We start from the raw sequence: 17,820 nt of genomic DNA on the forward strand, positions 1-17,820 counted from the left end.
CTGTAAATCAGATTTTTAATAAGGTGTAGTAATGTAGTGCAATACAGACCCTCTTTTTCAGAGGAAAAAACACCGCAAAATCAATAAAAACGATGAACGCAACTATGGTAGAGAAAGCGCCGGAAACGGTAAAACCAGCCTCAAAAACGGATCGGATTGACCTGTTTCGCTGGCAGAAGTACATCGATGGTGATGGTCGGCTCTGGATCATCACCTGCCTGTTCGGTTTTGCGACCGATAAACGCTACGGAGCCATGGTGGAGCTGCTGAATGTGGACACGGAGTCGACCATCGACGAGGCCCGTACCACAGTGGAGGACTGGATACGTACCGGCACGCTGAAACGTATTGATACACCCCTTTTGCTATGAGCACACATACAATAATCTGTAAAGTCCCGGGCTACAAACCCCGTCCACCTAAAATCATCCCCAACTCGATGAAATACATTGTCCTAAAAGGCAGCGAAACCTTCGAAAAGTTGCTTGCTATCAGAAAACGAATTGATCAGTCTGATGCCATTGCCCGGGAACTCGTTGCTGAATTTGGTGCTACCGAGTATCTCGGTGGTGGCTCGGACTACGTAGCGGGCAACCTGCAGGGATTGCGACTCCAGCAAAAGCCGGAAGGCTGGAAACAGGTGTATGCCAATCGTCACCACAACTGTTTTTTTCCAAAATCGAATAAGCAGAACAAACCGCTGCTGGATCGGATAGCAGCTATTCCGAAGGTCAGTACCTCGGAGCTGAACAACTGCGTTGGTTTCAAACGGCAATGGGTAGGCTTGACCCGTCTGAACCGGATCGGGGCAAAGTGGGGCGATGACTTTATACTGGTCGAGATCAGCGAAGAGGCCACCTACCAACCTCTAGCTGATATGGAAGAGCTGACCATCACTGAATTCAAGCGGTTGGTGGCCATCCTTAAGGAGGGTGAAAAACAGGAAGCCCATGACACTGCAGCAGCAGATCTGGAGGTCGACTGATGCTGGCCTCGAACAGGATCGTCAGGCTTATAAAAAGGCCATCGAAGAAAACCGAATGCCTGCGATGATCCCAATCTGGGAATATACGCTGCAGCTGATCGAGATGCAGATTAACGTCCGAATGAAGTACAAACAGAGCCCTCAGGCTACTAATCAGGAAGAGTTACCATTTTAACCAATAGCAGAATGACTGACGAACAGCTTAAAAGCATCCTTGGCGTTGAGGAAACCATGCAGATGCTGCAATTCCGGGAGTCGATTAAATCCCAGATGACGCCTGAATTATGGGAACAGAATATGAATACACATAAAACCAGTATCAATATGCTTAGGGGACATAGGCCACATTTATCCCCAGTTGAAGCTGCTACTGAAATAGTATTGGCGCTTGATGCGGATAAAAAACTAGATCCGGATGAGCGTGAAATGTGGAAAGCACTGGTCGTCGTAGCGGCTTTTGAAATGCAGGAATTTGACTAACAATCCTTTTAATCAATACAATTATGCAGACTCTTTTTGAAGAAACCCATTCTACGTTGTCTGAGCTATATGGTGGGCTGAATATGCTGGATACCAACCATAAGCAATACCTGAAAAGATTGGTTGAAACTGTTGGTACTAATCTCAGAAAAATAGGCGAATCGCCAGCTGAGACAGCACAAGCCGTCGACACGACACCAACGGCTCCTCCTTTTCTGGAACGCATCGTGCTGCACAATATCGATTTCTGGGAAATCTATCCTTCCCAAATCGGTATCGTCATTGGGAAAGGCATAGATAGACCAGCGAAAAATGATTTTGAATTAGGAGCGGATACGTTTGAGCTAACTCTACGTAAAGTTGAGATCACGCTGTTTTGCCAATCGCAATTGGATAGTATAATCGGCATTGGCCTTCGCACAGGAGTGAACCGGGAAGCGATTGAGGCCCATGCAATCAAGCTTTGGCAGAAGATTATGCTGGCTAAAACAGAAGTATATATCCAGGCTACCTATAGCGACTATTTCGATTTCATCGGTAAAGTCAAAAAACAGATCGACGCCCGGTTTGCCACTGAAGTAGATGGCGTTCAGATTTTCGAGATCGTCGAAGCTGCTTAATTCTCTTACGTATCAACAACTCTTTTTATATCCCCTGGCGAGGTAAAACGTACTTGTATGAGTGACAAACTAGTGATTACCGGCACCTTCCTGGGGGCCATGGCCACCGAAACAGTTGGCCAGAATAACTTTCTGGTTCGCAAGTTCTATCTGGATGTTACAACTAATCCGGAATGGCCTAGTACGCCCGAATTTAAACTGAAGGGTGACAAAGTGAACCTGGTCGATAACCTGCAGAAAGGTCAGACGATCGAGGTATCGTTTAATATCGATGGGCGTAAGTATGACAATACGGATAAGGGAGGCCGGAAAGGTGTCATTACTGAATTAATCGCCTGGAAGATTCAAACGGTCAATAAACAGTCTGCGGTTGCTGCCACCCGGCCCGCTCCAGCCCCAGCACCTGCCGTTCCTCCTGTTCAAGCGCCCAGCCGACCAGCCCCTGCAGCGACGGCAACTGTACCTGCTGGCTTTGAGGGGGAGGATAACGATCTCCCTTTTTAAATGACAACCCCAACCCACTCATCGGTTCGCATGATTCTGTACCGGCCGCGCCTGCAAGTCAAGTTGCAGGAGGTGCTCCGGGTTGAAGGCAACAACGTCTATTGCATCGTCCACTTCGTCGATGGTACGGCCCTGAAAATAGCCATCTGCCTGTCGGTAATGGCGCAGCGCCTACCGGAGCTGGTGCGGGTACACAAACAACACCTGGTGAATTTTTCCTACGTAGCCCGCATCTATAAGCGGAAAAATTCACTGGAGCTGACCAGCGGGGTGGTACTCCCGGTGGCCAGACGGCGAAAGTCCCAGATTCAGCAACAATTTAATCAGTTTGAACCCCATGCCTGAACCCTATATCACGGAATCAGCCCGCTGGAGCGTCCATTCGCTCATCATCCTGATCGCCCTGTTTTTTGTACTGACTACGCTCAAATCGACGGGCCTGATTGCCTGGTCATGGTGGTGGGTCTGCGCTCCCCTGTGGATGATTCCGTTATTGATTATTTGCCTCTACATCGCCCTGTTTCTGATCGCCTGGTGGAAGGTGAAGCAGGAAAACCGTAAAATTTAACCTAGTTATTGATTATGAGTCAGGATCAAATCACCGAAGAAAAACCGGAGATCGTACCGGTAGCCGCTGTCCGCTTAACCCGGGAAGAGATTCCCAACCGGCAAAAACGTACCCATGAATACCATGAGCTGGGTACGCTCAACTTCGATCAGGGCAAAGTACGCTGCTTTGCGCACAAACGTACCGGTGGGCTGCTGTTCGTTATGCCGGACGGCACCGGCTACCTGGCCGATACGGCTACTCTGGGCAATCAGTGTTACAAATACTGGGTAAAAACCAGTCTGGAGCCCGAACCGGCTATACCGGCCGAGGAGACACCTGCGGTCGAATCAACCACCTAACCTTAGTCAACTCCCCTACACATTCTGCATTCGCATTGGCCAGTGACGACTGGGTAGGGGATTTTACAGCCTTCACCATGAAAAACCCAACCCTTTTAGCGCATTTCGCCCATAAAATAGGCGGTTTACCCACCCTGCTTTGGTGGCTGGCAGCCCTGCTCCTGCTGCTGATGTTGCTGGACCCCAGACCACCCCGGCGCTACCGCATGCACTGCATGGAGTGGCTGATGATCAACCTGGGCACCCTGTACACAACGATCCGAAAACGTAAACGCATTTGAACATGACCAAACAACGTGGCCTACTCTTCACCGAACCCATGGTGCTGGCCAACATCCATTGGAGAAAAACCCAAACCCGGCGAATGATAAAGCCTCAGCCAGTTCTGAGGGATAATGGCAACTGGGACTATGCAAATCGGTCTTTAGGAAAGAAATTTTTTGTAGCCTCTAACGTAACGTCTGGCAAGCTGGGTCAGAACCTGGTTCTCTTTAATCAGTGTCCCTACGGTCAGGCAGGTGATCAGCTCTATGGTCGGGAAACCTTGTATCGGAATAATACTGGAGAATGGCGTTATAAGGCCGATGCCGAGCAAGTTAAGTTGGCAACGTATACGGCACCTATTCTGCTCAATGAGGATAAACGACTGATTCCTTCCATTCATATGCCGAAGGAAGCTGCCCGACTCTGGTTCGAAATCACGGCCATACGTGCTGAGCAGTTGCATGCTATCAGCGAAGCTGACGCCCTGGCAGAAGGTATCTATATCTTTTTCAAAAGAGGGTGCTATCAGATTCCCGTGCCAAGTGCTCCTGCCGGTTGGGTACGTACAAAAGACCCAATTGAAGCCTACGTCGTACTCTATAATCAGATCAACGGGATTACCATGGAGCAGAATCCCTGGAACTGGGTAGTCGAGTACAAATCCATCAAAAAGCCGAAGGAGGTGCTATCATGAAAAAAGCAGAACAAGCTTTCCTGTTCGGTAATGGCAAAATGCCGATTACTGATGCCATTGGCCTCACCATTGCGAGTTTAAATGAATATGGTGGGCGGCACAAACACTGGGCAATGGCCTGGTCGGGTGGCAAAGATTCAACTACCGTTTTAACTGTTGTGCTGCAACTATTGGCGGCTGGGTTGATCGCTCCTCCTGAAAGCCTGACGGTATGCTATGCAGACACCAGGATGGAGATTGTACCGCTCTGGTTATCGGCGCAGGCCATTATCAAAAAGCTCAGGAGTTTGGGTATTAACGTTGTTGTGGCCGTTGCTCCGATGGATAAACGCTTCCTTGTCTATATGCTAGGCCGGGGTGTTCCTCCGCCCTCCAACACCTTCCGTTGGTGCACTGGCCATATCAAGGTTGAGCCGATGGAAGCCGCCCTGTTGTCAATTTTTCAGAAAACAGGCGAGAAGATCTTAACTATCACCGGTGTACGTCAGGGGGAATCAGCCGTACGGGATGGTCGAATTTCACAGAGTTGCTCGAAAGATGGAGCCGAGTGTGGCCAAGGTTGGTATCAGACGGGACTTAAGAATGATATCACATCGACATTAGCCCCAATTATCCACTGGCGACTGTGTCTGGTCTGGGACTGGCTCAAAGTATATGCTCCTTCGAAACGTACTGATCTGTTTGATGAGTACCCGGGCCTGAGCGGTGGCGGTTGGGATACGTCAATTCTAGCAGATGCCTACGGAGGTGAAGATGCTGAAGAAATTAACGCCCGTACCGGCTGTATGGGTTGTCCGTTAGCCTCAAAAGACCTTGCCTTAACGGCTGTTTGTAAAATGCCAAAGTGGTCTTACTTGGCTCCATTACTCAATCTGAAGCCACTCTATCGGGAAATGAAGATGGCCAAATATCGGCTACGAAAGCCAGGTGGAGAAAAACGAAAAGATGGCACCCTATCAAAAAACCAGCAACGTATGGGGCCACTAACGATTGAAGCACGTCGCCATTTCTTTCTGCAATTAACCCGCATTCAAAGCGAAGTCAATACAAAAGCCGATTTGGCCGGTATGCCCCGGGTGGACTTTCTAAATGATGATGAATGTGCCAGAATACTACAGCTGCAAAAATTAAATACGTGGCCTGATGGATGGGATGGTACTGAACCTATAGCCAATGTTCTCCATCACCGAAAATACGCCGATGGAAGTGTCATGGAGAACCTATTTGCTGAATACTAACCAAACTTTTATGACACGTATCGAATGGGACCGTGCCCGGGTCGAGCAGTACGCCGATCGGAAAGGGATAACGCTTGAAGAGGCCCGGCAAAACCTACTGCTGCTTTATAAACGACACTGTGATCTGGATGCCCTCGATACTGAAGTCGATCCAGTCGTCGACGAATCCTTCAAATCGTTTAACCGACCCAAAAATTCACAATTGCTGAATGGGTCTAACCCTAACGACTATGTTCTTTAAACTGACCATGGGGACTCGTAAGCCCCTCAATAAACTGGAGGAGCACCTGATTGCTCAGGCAAAAACGTTGTGCCAGGGCAAAGGCCCGATCTACATTAAGACGCTGGAGCATGTACGTAGTGCCTTGTACCGTGAACTGGAACTCTACACGTCCAACCATCATGGTGTACGGGCCAGTAGCGTATCGATCCAATACGTTGAGAATGGGCTGGAGAGTCAGATCTGGATATTGCCAGGTGAATTGCCCGATAAGCCCACCGCTACGATCGCACTGACGGAAGCGGGTATCGATCATCAACAGGTTCAGGATTCACTAATCATCCCTTTACGCTAATGAAAGCCAATATCTTCACCAGTAAAGGTAATCCACCAGTGTCACTGGAGATGATCACCCAGGCCGGTTTTGTAAAAGCCAATTTTCAGCAAAAGCAGCTACCCAAACGTCGGCCGGATTACCACGACAATTACTTCATTCAGTACTACTGGCATGCTTCGATATTCGATTTGCCAATTGAGCAGCAACTTGATCAACCCTGGATCGAGCACCGGATCTGGGCGGATAAGCTGAAGTATGATGACGTTACGGAAGGCCGCTATGGAGCACTCCGTTACTCGTTTCGGGGCCTCAATGACCTGCACCTGTTCATGCGAAATTTTGGCTATACCTATTCGATTGATGGGGCGGCTCAGCCAGAAGAAAATTCACTTATAAGTTAACTCTAGACAAACTGTATTATGGAAAATATTGCATTGGTTCTAATGTTTTTCTTCACCAGCTGGATGGTTTGGATGGGATTTAATATCTCCTTCAAAAAGCAGGAAGAGACAAATATTCATCTGGGATTCATTCGCGAACAACAGGATGAGACTAATGAAAACCTATCGGCCATAAGCAAGCAAATTGATACACTCATCAAGGTACAGACCGACTTGCTGGATCTGCTGCGGATGGAAGATGTGGCTACTGAAATCGAACGGAATACTGATCCTCACTAGCCATGCCGATTGACTACAGCAAATACCATCCAAAGTGGCATAAGATCAGTCGTTTCGTTCGGTTTATCCGTGCCCGAAATCGTTGTGAGCACTGCGGGGTAGCTAACTACGCCGTTGGCTACTGGGAGAAGGGAGAATGGCAACGGCTCGCTGGTAATCTGGAGGCTGACCAGTTTGGCTTTGGCGAGAAAACGTCCAGGGAAGCCCGTAAATACGTTCGCCAGTACAATAAACACTGCATCGTGGATTCTGATCAGCCCAAACTTAAGGTCGTTATTCTGACGGTCGCGCATCTGGATCACAACATTGATAACAATGAGCTGGAGAATCTGGCAGCACTTTGTCAGTCTTGCCACTTTCGCTTAGACCGTAAGGACAACGCCCAACGACGTCGCTATGGCCCCACTGGTCGATTTCACAAACAAATACGAATCAGCTATGAATCGTCCCTAACAGATAATAGTCATCACACAAAACAAATCACAACCCATGAAGGCGCTCATTAACCACCTTATCAATAATAATCTGGAGACGATTGTCAGTCGCTCATTGCGGAACTGCCACTGCCTGGGGCTTCATTCTTTAATGCTGCTGGAATCACCAGGGCAAACGATTCGCCTGTTTTATGCGGCAAAAGGCAATCTAATGTACCGGAATCACCCTCAATTCATCCATGAGGGGCTGACGATCGGCTTTCACCCACATCACTGTAATTTGACCTTACACGCTGTTTTGGGAACATTCTGGAACTGGACAGTCCGACAGCCACTGGCTTTCGATCAGGGGGAATACATCAAACTGCGTCAGTACCGCTATCACAGCCAGATTAAGGAGGGTAAACAGGGTTTTGAGCTGATTGACCCTGAATATCCGATGGTAACCCAATCCTTTCAACCGGTTGAGGCAGGGCAATGTCTCGAGTTAGGGCCTAAAATCTTGCACACCGTTGCGTGTAATCCCTTTGACGATACAGCCTGGCTGGTTTTTGAAGGCCGGGAAGATCCCACGTATGAATCATACTGCTTTAGCAATCAGGATCTGGAGCAAAACACGAATACCGATTTGTATCAGCGGATATCAGAATATGAGATAAAGCAAATATTAGCCAAAATTTTGCCACACTTAAGCTGATGGAAACACTATTCCCCATTAACAAAGGAGCTTATTTCTCCCTAAACCGGGAATATCGCTTCGCCCTCTGGCGTATCTGGGATGAGTCGAAACCCCTCCTTTTTTTCATCGGTTTAAATCCGTCGACGGCCGATGGTGAAACGGACGATCCAACGATACGTCGGTGCATTGGCTTCTGTAGGGATTTCGGGTACGGTGGCTTTTATATCGGTAATCTATTTGCCTACCGTGCAACGGATCCGTTGACAATGAAACAGCAGACCGATCCGGTTGGCGTGACCAATAACTACTGGCTGGAAGAGCTACGTCACCGCTGTGAACGAGTGGTGTTTATCTGGGGCGTCCATGGTAGCCATCTGAAACGGGATCAGCAGGTAATAGCTGCTTTCCCTGATGCGTATTGCCTGGGCAAAACATCCGGTGGCCATCCCCGCCATCCATTGTATTTACCCCGCCTGACGGGTTTACGAAAATTCAATTAATCAACCAGATGGATACTACTGAAACCTTAACACTCAGAGAGGAGGCCCTTAAAAGCGAGTTTACAGCACTGCTGGAAAACTTCAGTGCTGTACTGCTGGACAAGCTCATGGCGAATGAACGTAAGTATGGGTTTGGTGAAGCCTGGAAAATACCCGACTGGGAAGAGGATCTCCAGCGTGATATGGTAGAGCATATCCAAAAGGGCGATCCCCGTGATACGGCTATTTACAGCCTGTTTGCCTGGTATCATGGCTGGCGAACTGCTCCAGAGTCAAAACGTGAATCGGGATTTGATAAACTTTTTAAGTGGGAGGATATGTCCCTATCAACCCTGATGGCTGTATTGGTAAAACATTTCGATTGTGACGATTTTGGAGTGGAGTTTTACTCCCGGCCAAGCGTAGCCTCCCGCATCTGGATTTTTATAAAATTCAAACTTCCTGAACGCTACAAAGGTAATCGAGAGCGCTATGTATCGGGGTCAACCCTTCCAATTGTCCAACGCCGGCTGATCGAGTATTTGGACAAAATCCAACTCAGCGAAGGACGTCTCGAACGTAAACGAATCGCTGAAACGAATCAAGACCAGGTGAAGACAGATAGCTGATCAATCCAATTATTAAACCCAATAACTGACATCATGAATAAAAAACAGGCTGAGCAGTTTAATAACATGCTCTCAACTCTAAAGAAAATCGCCAAAGATTACCAGTCACCTTACGTGCTAAGTAAGAATAGCCAGAAACTGTACGGATTAGATTACGAAGAAGCACTTGAGATGGCTTACGAAAATATTCAGGGCGATGCAGCCCGTGCCATTCAAGGCGTAAATCCGGTCACTATCGAAGCTGCTTGAACTATGATGGAAAACGATCAGAGCAATTTCAGGTGTGAGACGGTGATTGATACGAAAACCAATCAGAAGGTAGCTAATTTCTGGACGCTCACCCTGTCAGACTGGATGGCGCACCAATTTCAACAGACCGTGTTCCCCTTTCTGAAAATAGGTTTTAGCCAAATGAGCATCCGAAAGACCGACGATGGCCGCACCCAGTATCAGTTTATGCTGGATGATGAAGCCTCACTGAGAGTCAAGCAGGCGCTGTATGATACTGTTAACAAAGACCGACTTAATTAAATCAATGAAATCAGCAATTGGAATCGAATTTGAAAGCCTGATGGTAACCATGACCCGCGACCAGGCCGCTGAGTTTTACGCCAAATTCCTGCAGGCAGGGCAGGCACCAGAATTTGTATGGCAATTTGTAAACCTGTTGATCATCCATAAGTGGTCGGAAGCAGGGCTGATTTACATTAAGGAAAAAGCCTGGAAGATTGCTCAAAAGCGGCCTATTCCGCCACCACCTCCGCCCCCACCTAACCGTGTCATTCGTGAAGGTCATGCACCACCTGAGCCACCACCGGTAAGAGACAGAAATTAATACACTTTCCCGGCTTTCAGGGATGGCGGTATACTAGTTTACAAAACTGATAGGACTGTAAATTCTTTCGTAAACGGTAGGTACTGAAAGGCAACATCCTCAATTGTTTAGCTATCCCTTGGAAACGGTATTGAAATTATTGGCAAGTGCCCCAGTGGGCTAATTACCTACGGATTGTACGCAGAAATTCTTCGTAATTTTCGGTGATACTCTCCGTAACTCTAATGCTTTTCTCGAATCCTGTTCTTTTTGAACTACCAGCCCTGCCGCGCGTAGCTAAATTTATACGTACCAAGTTACGTGATCCCACAACGGGTACTCCCCAACCCATGCTGCTGGACCCGCAGGCCACCGGGCCGGGTCTGTTTCTGTGGGCCATGTGTCAGAATCACAAGGAAGCCCTGTTTGCCTGCTGGGCGGAGCGACCTGGCAGTAAGTCGCGTGGCAAGAGCCAACGTATATACTACCCCGAAAAAGTATATACGGATCGGATCGGCGTGGGTATCAGTGAATTTCACTACACCCGCCATCAGTACCTGCTGAATTACATCGAGTTGGGCGTCTGGCACAACTGGGTGGAGTTTATGATGCAAAACGAGCTGGTTCAGTTTTGCGAGCAGGCCCGGGACACCCCGCCTATGAGTCGCATTAAAACCTGGTGCGATCGCTACGATTTTTCGGAGGATGATTTCTCCGAAGCGGCCCTCAAGCAGATGTACCTACGGTATCGGAAACAGATTGGGGCCAATGGCTTCGCGCCAGAAGTTAGTTCTACGTTTCAGTTTATCCCCATTCCACTGGCGGCATAACTAGCGACCGTCTCATCGGGTGTCGCGGAATCAGGCAGCGCCCGTTGCCACCTTCGTTTCATGACGGACCTGCTCTTCGCCGGTGGTAACAATCCAGCCGGTCACTATCTCATCCGGTGCGTGCCGGTAATCGGGGTGCAAAGCATGCCCGAGCCGGCCGCCGGTGGTCCGATGGTAGTCAATGGTCCGCCCACGTTTAAATCCGGGTATACCTGGATTAAACTGTATGGCACGGAAGGCACCAAAACCTACGATGAGCAGCAGCAGGAGGTTGACGATGGTGAGATCTGGAATCTGACCATTTCACTGTTTCTGCCGGGTGATTCAGCCCAGCAGCGTACAGCCCTGGCCCAAATGGTACGCCACCGCTTCGTTGTCGAATGCCAGGACAATACCGGCACCTGGCGACGAGTGGGCACCAAAACCCAATCCTTGCAACTCACGTACCGTTTTGGCGTGGGTGGTCCCATGGGTTCACAGCGGGGAGCCACCCTTACCTTTCAGGGAACCGTGACCGCTCCTCCACCTTTAGTCACTGGTATTTAAGCATACATACACGTTACAGTTTGCCCAGATCCCATCTGCTCTACGGATGGGATTTTTCTTAAAAGTAAAGAACAGCCTACTTACTGACGATGAAACCAATCAAAACCAAACCGATGCTCTATGCCCATTATTTGGGATTGTTGCAGGAAAAAGCCCGCGAAATGGGTTACAATCTGGTATTGCATGGAAGTCTAAATAGGGACTGTGATTTGATCGCTATACCGTGGGTTGACCAGCCCCAGCCGCATCTGGATTTGATACGTGCACTGGATTATATCCTGACAGGGCGGGGGGATGATGCCTACAAGGAGCCTGAGTATTACCTCTACAGCATTTTGCCCGGTGGCCGTCATTCCTACGTTATTAATATTTATCGGGGCGGCTATCGATCGGATGATAGTTACGTTGAAGATCCTCAGTTCTATCTGGATATTTCAGTTACGCCACTCGTCGAACGTATCGTCTCATCGGGTGTCGCGGTGTAAGGGTATCGATGCGGTTGTTTTGAGGTCACTAAACAAAACAATTCCATCATGTAACGCCTAGCCGTATGCTGCCCTATTCTTAATCCTGACCGCCCTGACGCTTATGTGGCTGGCCAACACGGACCATCCTACTCCCGCTGTCGATCACACGTACCGATCTCGTGAACAAGAATTGAATTGTGGCTACAATCACGTTGAAGGCTACCAACGCAAAACTATATTCCGATTCCTACGGGCTTATATTATTGCGTTCCGACGTCGTTTAAGCCATGCCAGACAATTCGTACAGGCAGAGCTACAGATTCCTCTCCTGCTCATTCGTCAGGTACTGGCCGGCCTATTGTTTGGCCGGGGCCTGCTGCACAGTTAACCCCTTTCTATCCACCCAGTTGCTTCCCTAACGAATCCGGTCACATTGGTGACCGGATTCGTTGTTTAAAAGCGTCTCATCGGGTGTCGCGGCTGAGCAGGAGCCCCTAAAGCTACTTCGTGCCATGAACCGGAACTTTCGTACCCTCTCCGCCTTTATGCGCAGCATGTGGCTCATCGAGCCCACGTTCGCCGAAGCGCACATCCCCTTCATTCAGAGCTACATCGCCGGTGATTTTAATCCCAAAGCCTTTCAGGACGATGAAGACGAAGAAAACGAAGAATCTGGCGACGATCGGCTTAGCCGTGTCGGCTATGCTGTCAGCAGTTCAGCCAGCGCCTCTGAGCGTTCCCAAACGCGCTACGGTTTAGAAGATCCCGAGCTGCCCGATGATTCCATTTTCGTACTGGATATTCGGGGTGCAATCTTCAAGGAAAGCACCTGCTGCTCCATCGGTACCGAAGAGTACTGCCAGTTATTGAATCTGGCCTACGCCCACGAAAAAATTATTGGCATTGTCTGCCTGATCGATAGTCCCGGGGGCCAGTTAAGTGGCACCCCGACGCTGTACGACGCCATCCGTAACCCCCAGAAACCGACTGTATCGGTAATCAACGAAGGGTTGATGGCGTCGGCAGCGTACTGGCTGGCCTGCGGCTCCGACGATATCTACGCCACCCAGAAAAGCGACCAGGTCGGATCGATCGGCGTGTACGTGCAATTCGAAGATAATCGGGAGCGCAAAAAGCAGCTGGGTATCACGACCCATACGATTTATTCCGATCGCTCTTCGGAGAAGAACCGGCCGTTCCGCGAAGCGCTGGACGGTAACCCTGCTCTGTTACGGGAAGATCTCAACCAGGCCGCTGATCTGTTCCGGGAAGCCGTTGAGCAGGGCCGTGGTGCCCGCATCAAACCCGTCAAAAAAGGCGGTCCTGATGTATTTCAGGGCGGTCTGTTCTACGCCAGTCAGGCCATTGAGCTGGGGCTGATCGACGGGTTTGGCAACCTCGACACGGCCGTCAACCGGGTGGTTGAACTGCACCAGGCCCGTCAGCAGGAATCTCCTACAACGCCCCTGAATGGTGGCTTTGCCATTACCGAAACACCCGCTGCAGTGGAAACTGTGGCACCGGCTGCACCGGCGCCAGTAGCTGCTACCGAACCCGAACAACCAGCCGAAGAAATCACCCAACCGGTGGCCGCTATCGATGCTGATCCCCAACCTACGACAACTCAAACCCCAACTAAATCCATGGCCATTTTTGGATATGTGCAACTGGCTGCGCTGGCAGCTATCAAAGGCACAGCCGCTGAGGCAGTTACTGAAGAACAAACGAATGCCATCAACGCTGAATTGGCGTCTGGAGGCTTCAACGTACACGTCATCAGTCAGGCTGACTTTGCTGAAGTGCAAAACCTGCAGGCGCAGCTGACCACCGCTAACGGCACTATCGCCGAGAAGGACAAAGAAATCGCTCGCCTGGGTAAACAACCCGGTGCCTTCGGTTCGACGGTCGAAAAGACGGAAGAAACGATCACCCCGACGCCGGAAGCAGCGATCAGCGAAACCGATGCTGAACTGAAGCGGCTGAAAGGCAACGCCTAACCCCTCGCCATTCCCATTACTGACCTGCCTGATCACTATCAGGCAGGTCATTTACCCAAACCGTATCTAAACCCTTAACCGCTTCTATCACAGTGGCAACACCGCAAAACGACATCACCGCGATTAACAACTATGCGGGTCAGTACGAGAAAAAAATTCGTACCTCAATCTTCACCGATCTGGACATCGCCAATGACCTGGACCTGATCACCAACCTGACAGCTCCGCGCATCCTGCCTAAATACAAGGCCAACGATGGCTTTCGTCCCTATGATGTGGACGTAGTGGATCCCGATGGTCAGGCGGGCACGTTCTCCAAGCGGACGATCGTACCGCATACCGGTATGAAAATCCTGCGGGTTATTCCCGAGGAGCTCCGAAAAACGTATCTCTCTGAACAACTGAAAGCCAACGCCAAGGATTATCCAGGAGGCTTTGCTGAGTATTTCTGGGAAGAGCAGATAAAAAAACAACGTTCTGAAATCAACGATAATGCGTATCTGGGTGTCAACTCAGAGGACGTTTTGGCGTTTGATTCGGGCGCTACGTATGCCGTTGGCGATCGCGTGGTGTTTAACAAATCGTACTATTCCTGCGTGGTCGTTACGACGGCTGGTCAGTCGCCCCAGACCCACCCGGCCAAATGGCTCAAAGTGAACGCAGGTAGTATCGCCAAAGGGCCAGGTGTTATCATTAAGGAGGTTTACTCCTCGCTGCCATCCCGCAATAAAATTGCGACGGGTACGATGGACGCCACCAACACCTTCGATAAGGTTACGCAGTTCTACCTGAATCTGCCCGAAGCGATTCGTAACGTAAATGGTATTATTCGCTGCTCACGCGGAGTGTATGATAATTACAACATGAGCGCCCTGGCCAAATTTACCAACGGTACCAGCTTCCTGGACGTGGTGAACGGGGCCGGTAAGATCTTTGGTAAAGCCATCATCGGTTCGGATGGTAAGTGGATCCTGCAACCCGCCAGCTGGATGTCGGGCAGCAAACGTTTGGTCGTCGACATCGATAAAAACTTAAAGATGGGCACCGATCTGACGAGCGACTTTACCGGTATCGGGCCGCTTATTCCGTTTGTGCACGGCTACACCTGCAAAATGCAGGCGATTCTAGCCTACGAAATTGCTGATCTGGACGTCCTATTCGTCAACGATCAGGAATAGTAGATGCAGGTTGGGGGTGATGCTGATCAAATCAGTATCACCCCCAACCTGCACAATATCACTCATTTATTTTCTAACGACAACCCTCGGCAGCAATACCTTCCCGGTGATTCTGCCTAAATCCTTAACCCGATCATGGCGGACTTAACCGACGATCAAAAAACGATTGAAAAGCTGAAAGGCGACCTGGCCACTGTAACCAAGGATCGTGATACAATTAAGGGCCAGCTCGATGCTGTGATCCTGGCTAAAACAGCCGCTGAAGCCAAAGTCACGGAAGTGACGACCGAGTTGACCAAAACCAAAGGTGAGCTGACTAAAGCGCAGGGTGACTTAACAAAAGCGAACACCGACCTGACGACTGCTGAAACTGTTGTATTGGATCTGAAAAAACAACTGGCTGAGAAAGAAGCGGGATCGCCTGCGCTGCCAACGGTGAAAGTGGGTGGCAAAACCTACGAACTGACGTCGGATTTCTTCTACAATGGCGAAGAGGTAACCTTCAAAAGCCTGGAAGAAAATAAGGCACTGGCTGAGGAGCTGGTGAAAGAAGGCATCGGTAACCTGCGCCTGGTGGCTAAAAAATAGCTGACCCTACGTAACGTAATCCTCCACACCGGCAGTGACCGACATCGATGTCGGTCACTGCCCTAATCCTTCCACCTGCCTTATCATGGCTACTTACAAAGATTTGCTCGGGCCGGATGGCACCGAAAACAACATGGGAGGAACCCGCCAGTTCTTCCACTTTGCCCCTCACGCGGATATCCTCACGTTTGGTGCACCGGCTGCTTCGCCGTCGGATCCGGATGATAAGTATAATATCACCATCGCCCACGTAATGAAAAGCGGCAAGAAGTTCAATACGATGTATTGTACCATCGATACGTCGGAATTAGAGCTTGGCTCCAACGGCGAAATTGATGGGAAGAGCTTCAAACCGACGTTCAAATTCTTCTATCCGGGTTCGAAAAAGGATGCGATTGCCTTTGCCAACCAGTGCAAAAACGACAAGTTCGTCTTCCTGGTACCACTATCCGATGGCACGATTGTGCAGATCGGCGGTCAGTTCTTTGTGGCCTACATCACCCCGAATTTCAAAACGGGTGCTACCAGTGGCCGGGGTAAAGGCTGGGAATTCGAGGTGATGGCTTATCAGCCTGAATTCATGGTCTATACGGCTGCTGTTCCGCTGACACCTGCTGCCTAAGATGCCCAAAGCTAAGACCGGCGAGTCGGCTGCTCCAGGAGTGGCCGCTCGTCCGTTCGAAGTGGTTAATCTGGAGTTTTCCGACCACATGCCGATTGGCTTTCAGGATCGAACGTATGACCTGGCTAATCTCTCGAACGAGGATGCTGCCTATCTATTGGGCTTCCCGGATGAATTTCCGTACCTGAAAGCCCTGCCAACCGCTACTAACGACTAAACCAGGCAACTGGGATTTTGTGAATAAACGGCAAAGAAGCCCGGTTTTGCCGGGCTTCTTTTGTTTTCCACGCTACGTATGACCCATTCCATTACTCAACTCCAGGCCTGGCTCGATCGGCCGGTGTATACCCAGGGCGTCGTCTTGTACGAATCCCTGCTGGGTGAAGGCTTTCTGTTGACCCTGTTCAAAACGGGTGACGATGCCTACAACCGGGGCAAGTTGCAGGATGCCCTCGAAGCTCATCTGGCCCAACTACTCCAGCAGCAGGCCGATCAGAAAGCCGCTTATCCCGATACGTTAAAATCACAGCTCAGCAGCGCTGGTCAGCTGATGGATGAACGGACACTGTTGAAGGAGCGCCTGCGCGTTCTGTTTAATAGTGGTGTGGGCCAATCCGATGACGCCAAAGCGCTGGCCTTCCGGATCCTGGGCATCACCGATCAGCTGGATGCCATTTATGGAGAACAGCATTTCTTTGAGCAGCACGGCTTTCTGCCCGATGCAGCCTCGGCCCAGCTCCCTGAATCGGATACACTGGCGGATCTGCTCAAACGACGCAACTCGGTACGTACCTACGTCACCAAATATCAGAAAGAGCTGGCCAATACCTTCGAGCCCGCCCGACGCAAGAAAGTCACCAGACGGCTGGAGGGCTTTCTCACTGAACTCCAGCAGCTCAACACCCAAATCGCTCTCCTCAACCCCTCATGACTAACGCCCTGACCACCAGCGAAAACGATCCCTCGCGCTGGGATGACAAATTTGACAGGATCGTGAAGTGGTACAACGATGAACGCGAGGACGATGATCCGCGTAAGGTCAACCTGCATGCCGATCTGGAAGCCCAGCTCAAACGCTGGACCTGGCTCTATAATAAGATCTGTCTGCCCAAAAACCGCTACAAAACCGACGCCCAGCTCATTCGGCTGCTGGCGAAGGAATACCCTGACCTCTCCGAACGTACCTGCCGACGTACCCTGCGCGATATGCGGAGGTTTTACGGTTCAGTGGATCAGCCCGTACTGGCGTTTGAGAAAAAAATGCTCATCGCCAGCATCAAGGATACCCTGCGTAAGGCTAAACTGAAAGGCGATCTCAAATCGGCCAGCAGTGCCGAAAAGAACCTGATTGCGGTGCTGGGCGCTGATCAGCCCGAACAGGCGGTGGAAAACAAGACCATCATCAACGTGATCGGCTTCAATCCCGAGCAGCTCGGTGCGCAGGCCCTGCCTCAGGCGAAACTCGACGAGCTGATCGCCCAGATCATGAACGTCGACAAAAAGAAAGCCGACCAACCCTTTGACGATTTCACCGATGTCAGCGACCAATAAATTACCGGATCAACTGCTGCTCGATGCCCTGCTGCAGGATGATCTGTCGACGGCCATCCAACTGGCCCACGTCGA

General features: G+C 50.2%; 33 protein-coding genes. All 33 read left to right on the forward strand.

Features of this window, described 5'->3' with window-relative positions:
• The first annotated feature begins 92 nt into the window (after positions 1–92).
• Positions 93–371, forward strand: coding sequence for a hypothetical protein (locus IC229_RS05645; RefSeq protein ID WP_190885960.1), 279 nt, complete (start codon positions 93–95; stop codon positions 369–371).
• A gap of 68 nt (positions 372–439) precedes the next feature.
• Positions 440–985 carry a hypothetical protein gene (locus IC229_RS05650; protein WP_190885961.1) on the forward strand — a complete coding sequence of 182 codons (546 nt, stop codon included), beginning with the start codon at positions 440–442 and terminating at the stop codon, positions 983–985.
• Positions 951–1,160 (forward strand): hypothetical protein, encoded by a 210-nt coding sequence (locus tag IC229_RS05655; RefSeq protein WP_190885962.1) that lies wholly within the window; start codon positions 951–953, stop codon positions 1,158–1,160. The genes IC229_RS05650 and IC229_RS05655 overlap by 35 nt, the downstream gene beginning before the upstream one ends.
• An 11-nt stretch (positions 1,161–1,171) precedes the next feature.
• Positions 1,172–1,465 (forward strand): hypothetical protein, encoded by a 294-nt coding sequence (locus IC229_RS05660; RefSeq protein ID WP_190885963.1) that lies wholly within the window; start codon positions 1,172–1,174, stop codon positions 1,463–1,465.
• A gap of 23 nt (positions 1,466–1,488) precedes the next feature.
• A complete protein-coding gene (locus tag IC229_RS05665) occupies positions 1,489–2,085 on the forward strand; it encodes a hypothetical protein (protein ID WP_190885964.1) in 597 nt (198 codons plus the stop codon).
• A gap of 57 nt (positions 2,086–2,142) precedes the next feature.
• Positions 2,143–2,589 (forward strand): DUF3127 domain-containing protein, encoded by a 447-nt coding sequence (locus IC229_RS05670; protein ID WP_190885965.1) that lies wholly within the window; start codon positions 2,143–2,145, stop codon positions 2,587–2,589.
• Positions 2,590–2,934, forward strand: a complete 345-nt coding sequence (locus IC229_RS05675; RefSeq protein ID WP_190885966.1) for a LytTR family DNA-binding domain-containing protein — start codon at positions 2,590–2,592, stop codon at positions 2,932–2,934.
• Complete coding sequence (locus tag IC229_RS05680; RefSeq protein ID WP_223833877.1) at positions 2,927–3,157, forward strand: hypothetical protein; 231 nt, start codon at positions 2,927–2,929, stop codon at positions 3,155–3,157. The genes IC229_RS05675 and IC229_RS05680 overlap by 8 nt, the downstream gene beginning before the upstream one ends.
• 14 nt (positions 3,158–3,171) lie before the next feature.
• Complete coding sequence (locus IC229_RS05685) at positions 3,172–3,498, forward strand: hypothetical protein (RefSeq protein ID WP_190885967.1); 327 nt, start codon at positions 3,172–3,174, stop codon at positions 3,496–3,498.
• A gap of 77 nt (positions 3,499–3,575) precedes the next feature.
• A complete protein-coding gene (locus tag IC229_RS05690; RefSeq protein ID WP_190885968.1) occupies positions 3,576–3,779 on the forward strand; it encodes a hypothetical protein in 204 nt (67 codons plus the stop codon).
• A 2-nt stretch (positions 3,780–3,781) separates the two neighbouring features.
• The gene (locus IC229_RS05695; RefSeq protein ID WP_190885969.1) at positions 3,782–4,456 is read left to right on the forward strand and encodes a hypothetical protein; all 675 of its coding nucleotides are present in this window, start codon (positions 3,782–3,784) and stop codon (positions 4,454–4,456) included.
• Positions 4,453–5,694 (forward strand): phosphoadenosine phosphosulfate reductase domain-containing protein, encoded by a 1,242-nt coding sequence (locus IC229_RS05700; RefSeq protein ID WP_190885970.1) that lies wholly within the window; start codon positions 4,453–4,455, stop codon positions 5,692–5,694. Before IC229_RS05695 ends, IC229_RS05700 begins: the two co-directional genes overlap by 4 nt.
• Before the next feature lie 10 nt (positions 5,695–5,704).
• Positions 5,705–5,935, forward strand: a complete 231-nt coding sequence (locus tag IC229_RS05705) for a hypothetical protein (RefSeq protein ID WP_190885971.1) — start codon at positions 5,705–5,707, stop codon at positions 5,933–5,935.
• The gene (locus IC229_RS05710; protein WP_190885972.1) at positions 5,925–6,269 is read left to right on the forward strand and encodes a hypothetical protein; all 345 of its coding nucleotides are present in this window, start codon (positions 5,925–5,927) and stop codon (positions 6,267–6,269) included. Before IC229_RS05705 ends, IC229_RS05710 begins: the two co-directional genes overlap by 11 nt.
• Positions 6,269–6,652 (forward strand): hypothetical protein, encoded by a 384-nt coding sequence (locus IC229_RS05715; protein WP_190885973.1) that lies wholly within the window; start codon positions 6,269–6,271, stop codon positions 6,650–6,652. Before IC229_RS05710 ends, IC229_RS05715 begins: the two co-directional genes overlap by 1 nt.
• Before the next feature lie 18 nt (positions 6,653–6,670).
• Positions 6,671–6,931, forward strand: a complete 261-nt coding sequence (locus IC229_RS05720; protein ID WP_190885974.1) for a hypothetical protein — start codon at positions 6,671–6,673, stop codon at positions 6,929–6,931.
• Between the two features lie 2 nt (positions 6,932–6,933).
• Complete coding sequence (locus tag IC229_RS05725; protein WP_190885975.1) at positions 6,934–7,437, forward strand: hypothetical protein; 504 nt, start codon at positions 6,934–6,936, stop codon at positions 7,435–7,437.
• Positions 7,421–8,062, forward strand: coding sequence for a hypothetical protein (locus IC229_RS05730; RefSeq protein ID WP_190885976.1), 642 nt, complete (start codon positions 7,421–7,423; stop codon positions 8,060–8,062). The genes IC229_RS05725 and IC229_RS05730 overlap by 17 nt, the downstream gene beginning before the upstream one ends.
• The gene (locus IC229_RS05735; protein WP_190885977.1) at positions 8,062–8,544 is read left to right on the forward strand and encodes a DUF1643 domain-containing protein; all 483 of its coding nucleotides are present in this window, start codon (positions 8,062–8,064) and stop codon (positions 8,542–8,544) included. The genes IC229_RS05730 and IC229_RS05735 overlap by 1 nt, the downstream gene beginning before the upstream one ends.
• A gap of 8 nt (positions 8,545–8,552) precedes the next feature.
• Complete coding sequence (locus tag IC229_RS05740) at positions 8,553–9,152, forward strand: hypothetical protein (protein ID WP_190885978.1); 600 nt, start codon at positions 8,553–8,555, stop codon at positions 9,150–9,152.
• A gap of 33 nt (positions 9,153–9,185) precedes the next feature.
• Positions 9,186–9,401 (forward strand): hypothetical protein, encoded by a 216-nt coding sequence (locus IC229_RS05745; protein ID WP_190885979.1) that lies wholly within the window; start codon positions 9,186–9,188, stop codon positions 9,399–9,401.
• A gap of 3 nt (positions 9,402–9,404) precedes the next feature.
• Positions 9,405–9,683, forward strand: coding sequence for a hypothetical protein (locus IC229_RS05750; RefSeq protein WP_190885980.1), 279 nt, complete (start codon positions 9,405–9,407; stop codon positions 9,681–9,683).
• A gap of 4 nt (positions 9,684–9,687) precedes the next feature.
• On the forward strand, positions 9,688–9,987 hold the full coding sequence (locus IC229_RS05755; protein ID WP_190885981.1) for a hypothetical protein: 300 nt from the start codon (positions 9,688–9,690) through the stop codon (positions 9,985–9,987).
• A 224-nt stretch (positions 9,988–10,211) separates the two neighbouring features.
• The gene (locus IC229_RS05760; RefSeq protein ID WP_190885982.1) at positions 10,212–10,796 is read left to right on the forward strand and encodes a hypothetical protein; all 585 of its coding nucleotides are present in this window, start codon (positions 10,212–10,214) and stop codon (positions 10,794–10,796) included.
• 60 nt (positions 10,797–10,856) lie between these two features.
• Complete coding sequence (locus tag IC229_RS05765) at positions 10,857–11,342, forward strand: hypothetical protein (RefSeq protein ID WP_190885983.1); 486 nt, start codon at positions 10,857–10,859, stop codon at positions 11,340–11,342.
• A gap of 89 nt (positions 11,343–11,431) precedes the next feature.
• Positions 11,432–11,827, forward strand: a complete 396-nt coding sequence (locus IC229_RS05770) for a hypothetical protein (RefSeq protein ID WP_190885984.1) — start codon at positions 11,432–11,434, stop codon at positions 11,825–11,827.
• A 494-nt stretch (positions 11,828–12,321) separates the two neighbouring features.
• Positions 12,322–13,806, forward strand: a complete 1,485-nt coding sequence (locus IC229_RS05775) for a S49 family peptidase (RefSeq protein WP_190885985.1) — start codon at positions 12,322–12,324, stop codon at positions 13,804–13,806.
• 92 nt (positions 13,807–13,898) lie between these two features.
• Entirely contained in the window at positions 13,899–14,984 is a 1,086-nt protein-coding gene (locus IC229_RS05780; protein ID WP_190885986.1) for a hypothetical protein, read from the forward strand.
• Positions 14,985–15,119: 135 nt separating this feature from the next.
• Complete coding sequence (locus tag IC229_RS05785) at positions 15,120–15,572, forward strand: hypothetical protein (protein WP_190885987.1); 453 nt, start codon at positions 15,120–15,122, stop codon at positions 15,570–15,572.
• Positions 15,573–15,657: 85 nt separating this feature from the next.
• The gene (locus IC229_RS05790) at positions 15,658–16,194 is read left to right on the forward strand and encodes a hypothetical protein (protein ID WP_190885988.1); all 537 of its coding nucleotides are present in this window, start codon (positions 15,658–15,660) and stop codon (positions 16,192–16,194) included.
• Between the two features lies 1 nt (position 16,195).
• Positions 16,196–16,411 (forward strand): hypothetical protein, encoded by a 216-nt coding sequence (locus IC229_RS05795; protein ID WP_190885989.1) that lies wholly within the window; start codon positions 16,196–16,198, stop codon positions 16,409–16,411.
• Between the two features lie 78 nt (positions 16,412–16,489).
• Complete coding sequence (locus tag IC229_RS05800) at positions 16,490–17,125, forward strand: hypothetical protein (protein ID WP_190885990.1); 636 nt, start codon at positions 16,490–16,492, stop codon at positions 17,123–17,125.
• Positions 17,126–17,187: 62 nt separating this feature from the next.
• Positions 17,188–17,745, forward strand: a complete 558-nt coding sequence (locus tag IC229_RS05805) for a hypothetical protein (protein ID WP_190885991.1) — start codon at positions 17,188–17,190, stop codon at positions 17,743–17,745.
• The last annotated feature ends 75 nt before the right edge of the window (positions 17,746–17,820 follow it).

Origin of the sequence: Spirosoma profusum (genome assembly GCF_014699005.1) — a bacterium.
In the GTDB taxonomy this organism is placed as follows: Bacteria; Bacteroidota; Bacteroidia; order Cytophagales; family Spirosomataceae; genus Spirosoma; species Spirosoma profusum.

What these genes read in the sequence shown, in the direction of transcription:
- IC229_RS05665 (WP_190885964.1), top strand. Translation starts at nt 1,489, where the DNA reads ATGCAGACTCTTTTTGAAGAAACCCATTCTACGTTGTCTGAGCTATAT.
- IC229_RS05765 (WP_190885983.1), top strand. Translation starts at nt 10,857, where the DNA reads ATGACGGACCTGCTCTTCGCCGGTGGTAACAATCCAGCCGGTCACTAT.
- IC229_RS05790 (WP_190885988.1), top strand. Translation starts at nt 15,658, where the DNA reads ATGGCTACTTACAAAGATTTGCTCGGGCCGGATGGCACCGAAAACAAC.
- IC229_RS05775 (WP_190885985.1), top strand. Translation starts at nt 12,322, where the DNA reads ATGAACCGGAACTTTCGTACCCTCTCCGCCTTTATGCGCAGCATGTGG.
- IC229_RS05700 (WP_190885970.1), top strand. Translation starts at nt 4,453, where the DNA reads ATGAAAAAAGCAGAACAAGCTTTCCTGTTCGGTAATGGCAAAATGCCG.
- IC229_RS05795 (WP_190885989.1), top strand. Translation starts at nt 16,196, where the DNA reads ATGCCCAAAGCTAAGACCGGCGAGTCGGCTGCTCCAGGAGTGGCCGCT.
- IC229_RS05710 (WP_190885972.1), top strand. Translation starts at nt 5,925, where the DNA reads ATGTTCTTTAAACTGACCATGGGGACTCGTAAGCCCCTCAATAAACTG.
- IC229_RS05685 (WP_190885967.1), top strand. Translation starts at nt 3,172, where the DNA reads ATGAGTCAGGATCAAATCACCGAAGAAAAACCGGAGATCGTACCGGTA.
- IC229_RS05770 (WP_190885984.1), top strand. Translation starts at nt 11,432, where the DNA reads ATGAAACCAATCAAAACCAAACCGATGCTCTATGCCCATTATTTGGGA.
- IC229_RS05785 (WP_190885987.1), top strand. Translation starts at nt 15,120, where the DNA reads ATGGCGGACTTAACCGACGATCAAAAAACGATTGAAAAGCTGAAAGGC.
- IC229_RS05705 (WP_190885971.1), top strand. Translation starts at nt 5,705, where the DNA reads ATGACACGTATCGAATGGGACCGTGCCCGGGTCGAGCAGTACGCCGAT.
- IC229_RS05730 (WP_190885976.1), top strand. Translation starts at nt 7,421, where the DNA reads ATGAAGGCGCTCATTAACCACCTTATCAATAATAATCTGGAGACGATT.
- IC229_RS05645 (WP_190885960.1), top strand. Translation starts at nt 93, where the DNA reads ATGAACGCAACTATGGTAGAGAAAGCGCCGGAAACGGTAAAACCAGCC.
- IC229_RS05750 (WP_190885980.1), top strand. Translation starts at nt 9,405, where the DNA reads ATGATGGAAAACGATCAGAGCAATTTCAGGTGTGAGACGGTGATTGAT.
- IC229_RS05725 (WP_190885975.1), top strand. Translation starts at nt 6,934, where the DNA reads ATGCCGATTGACTACAGCAAATACCATCCAAAGTGGCATAAGATCAGT.
- IC229_RS05755 (WP_190885981.1), top strand. Translation starts at nt 9,688, where the DNA reads ATGAAATCAGCAATTGGAATCGAATTTGAAAGCCTGATGGTAACCATG.
- IC229_RS05670 (WP_190885965.1), top strand. Translation starts at nt 2,143, where the DNA reads ATGAGTGACAAACTAGTGATTACCGGCACCTTCCTGGGGGCCATGGCC.
- IC229_RS05740 (WP_190885978.1), top strand. Translation starts at nt 8,553, where the DNA reads ATGGATACTACTGAAACCTTAACACTCAGAGAGGAGGCCCTTAAAAGC.
- IC229_RS05695 (WP_190885969.1), top strand. Translation starts at nt 3,782, where the DNA reads ATGACCAAACAACGTGGCCTACTCTTCACCGAACCCATGGTGCTGGCC.
- IC229_RS05720 (WP_190885974.1), top strand. Translation starts at nt 6,671, where the DNA reads ATGGAAAATATTGCATTGGTTCTAATGTTTTTCTTCACCAGCTGGATG.
- IC229_RS05660 (WP_190885963.1), top strand. Translation starts at nt 1,172, where the DNA reads ATGACTGACGAACAGCTTAAAAGCATCCTTGGCGTTGAGGAAACCATG.
- IC229_RS05680 (WP_223833877.1), top strand. Translation starts at nt 2,927, where the DNA reads ATGCCTGAACCCTATATCACGGAATCAGCCCGCTGGAGCGTCCATTCG.
- IC229_RS05760 (WP_190885982.1), top strand. Translation starts at nt 10,212, where the DNA reads ATGCTTTTCTCGAATCCTGTTCTTTTTGAACTACCAGCCCTGCCGCGC.
- IC229_RS05650 (WP_190885961.1), top strand. Translation starts at nt 440, where the DNA reads ATGAAATACATTGTCCTAAAAGGCAGCGAAACCTTCGAAAAGTTGCTT.
- IC229_RS05745 (WP_190885979.1), top strand. Translation starts at nt 9,186, where the DNA reads ATGAATAAAAAACAGGCTGAGCAGTTTAATAACATGCTCTCAACTCTA.
- IC229_RS05735 (WP_190885977.1), top strand. Translation starts at nt 8,062, where the DNA reads ATGGAAACACTATTCCCCATTAACAAAGGAGCTTATTTCTCCCTAAAC.
- IC229_RS05715 (WP_190885973.1), top strand. Translation starts at nt 6,269, where the DNA reads ATGAAAGCCAATATCTTCACCAGTAAAGGTAATCCACCAGTGTCACTG.
- IC229_RS05655 (WP_190885962.1), top strand. Translation starts at nt 951, where the DNA reads ATGACACTGCAGCAGCAGATCTGGAGGTCGACTGATGCTGGCCTCGAA.
- IC229_RS05800 (WP_190885990.1), top strand. Translation starts at nt 16,490, where the DNA reads ATGACCCATTCCATTACTCAACTCCAGGCCTGGCTCGATCGGCCGGTG.
- IC229_RS05675 (WP_190885966.1), top strand. Translation starts at nt 2,590, where the DNA reads ATGACAACCCCAACCCACTCATCGGTTCGCATGATTCTGTACCGGCCG.
- IC229_RS05690 (WP_190885968.1), top strand. Translation starts at nt 3,576, where the DNA reads ATGAAAAACCCAACCCTTTTAGCGCATTTCGCCCATAAAATAGGCGGT.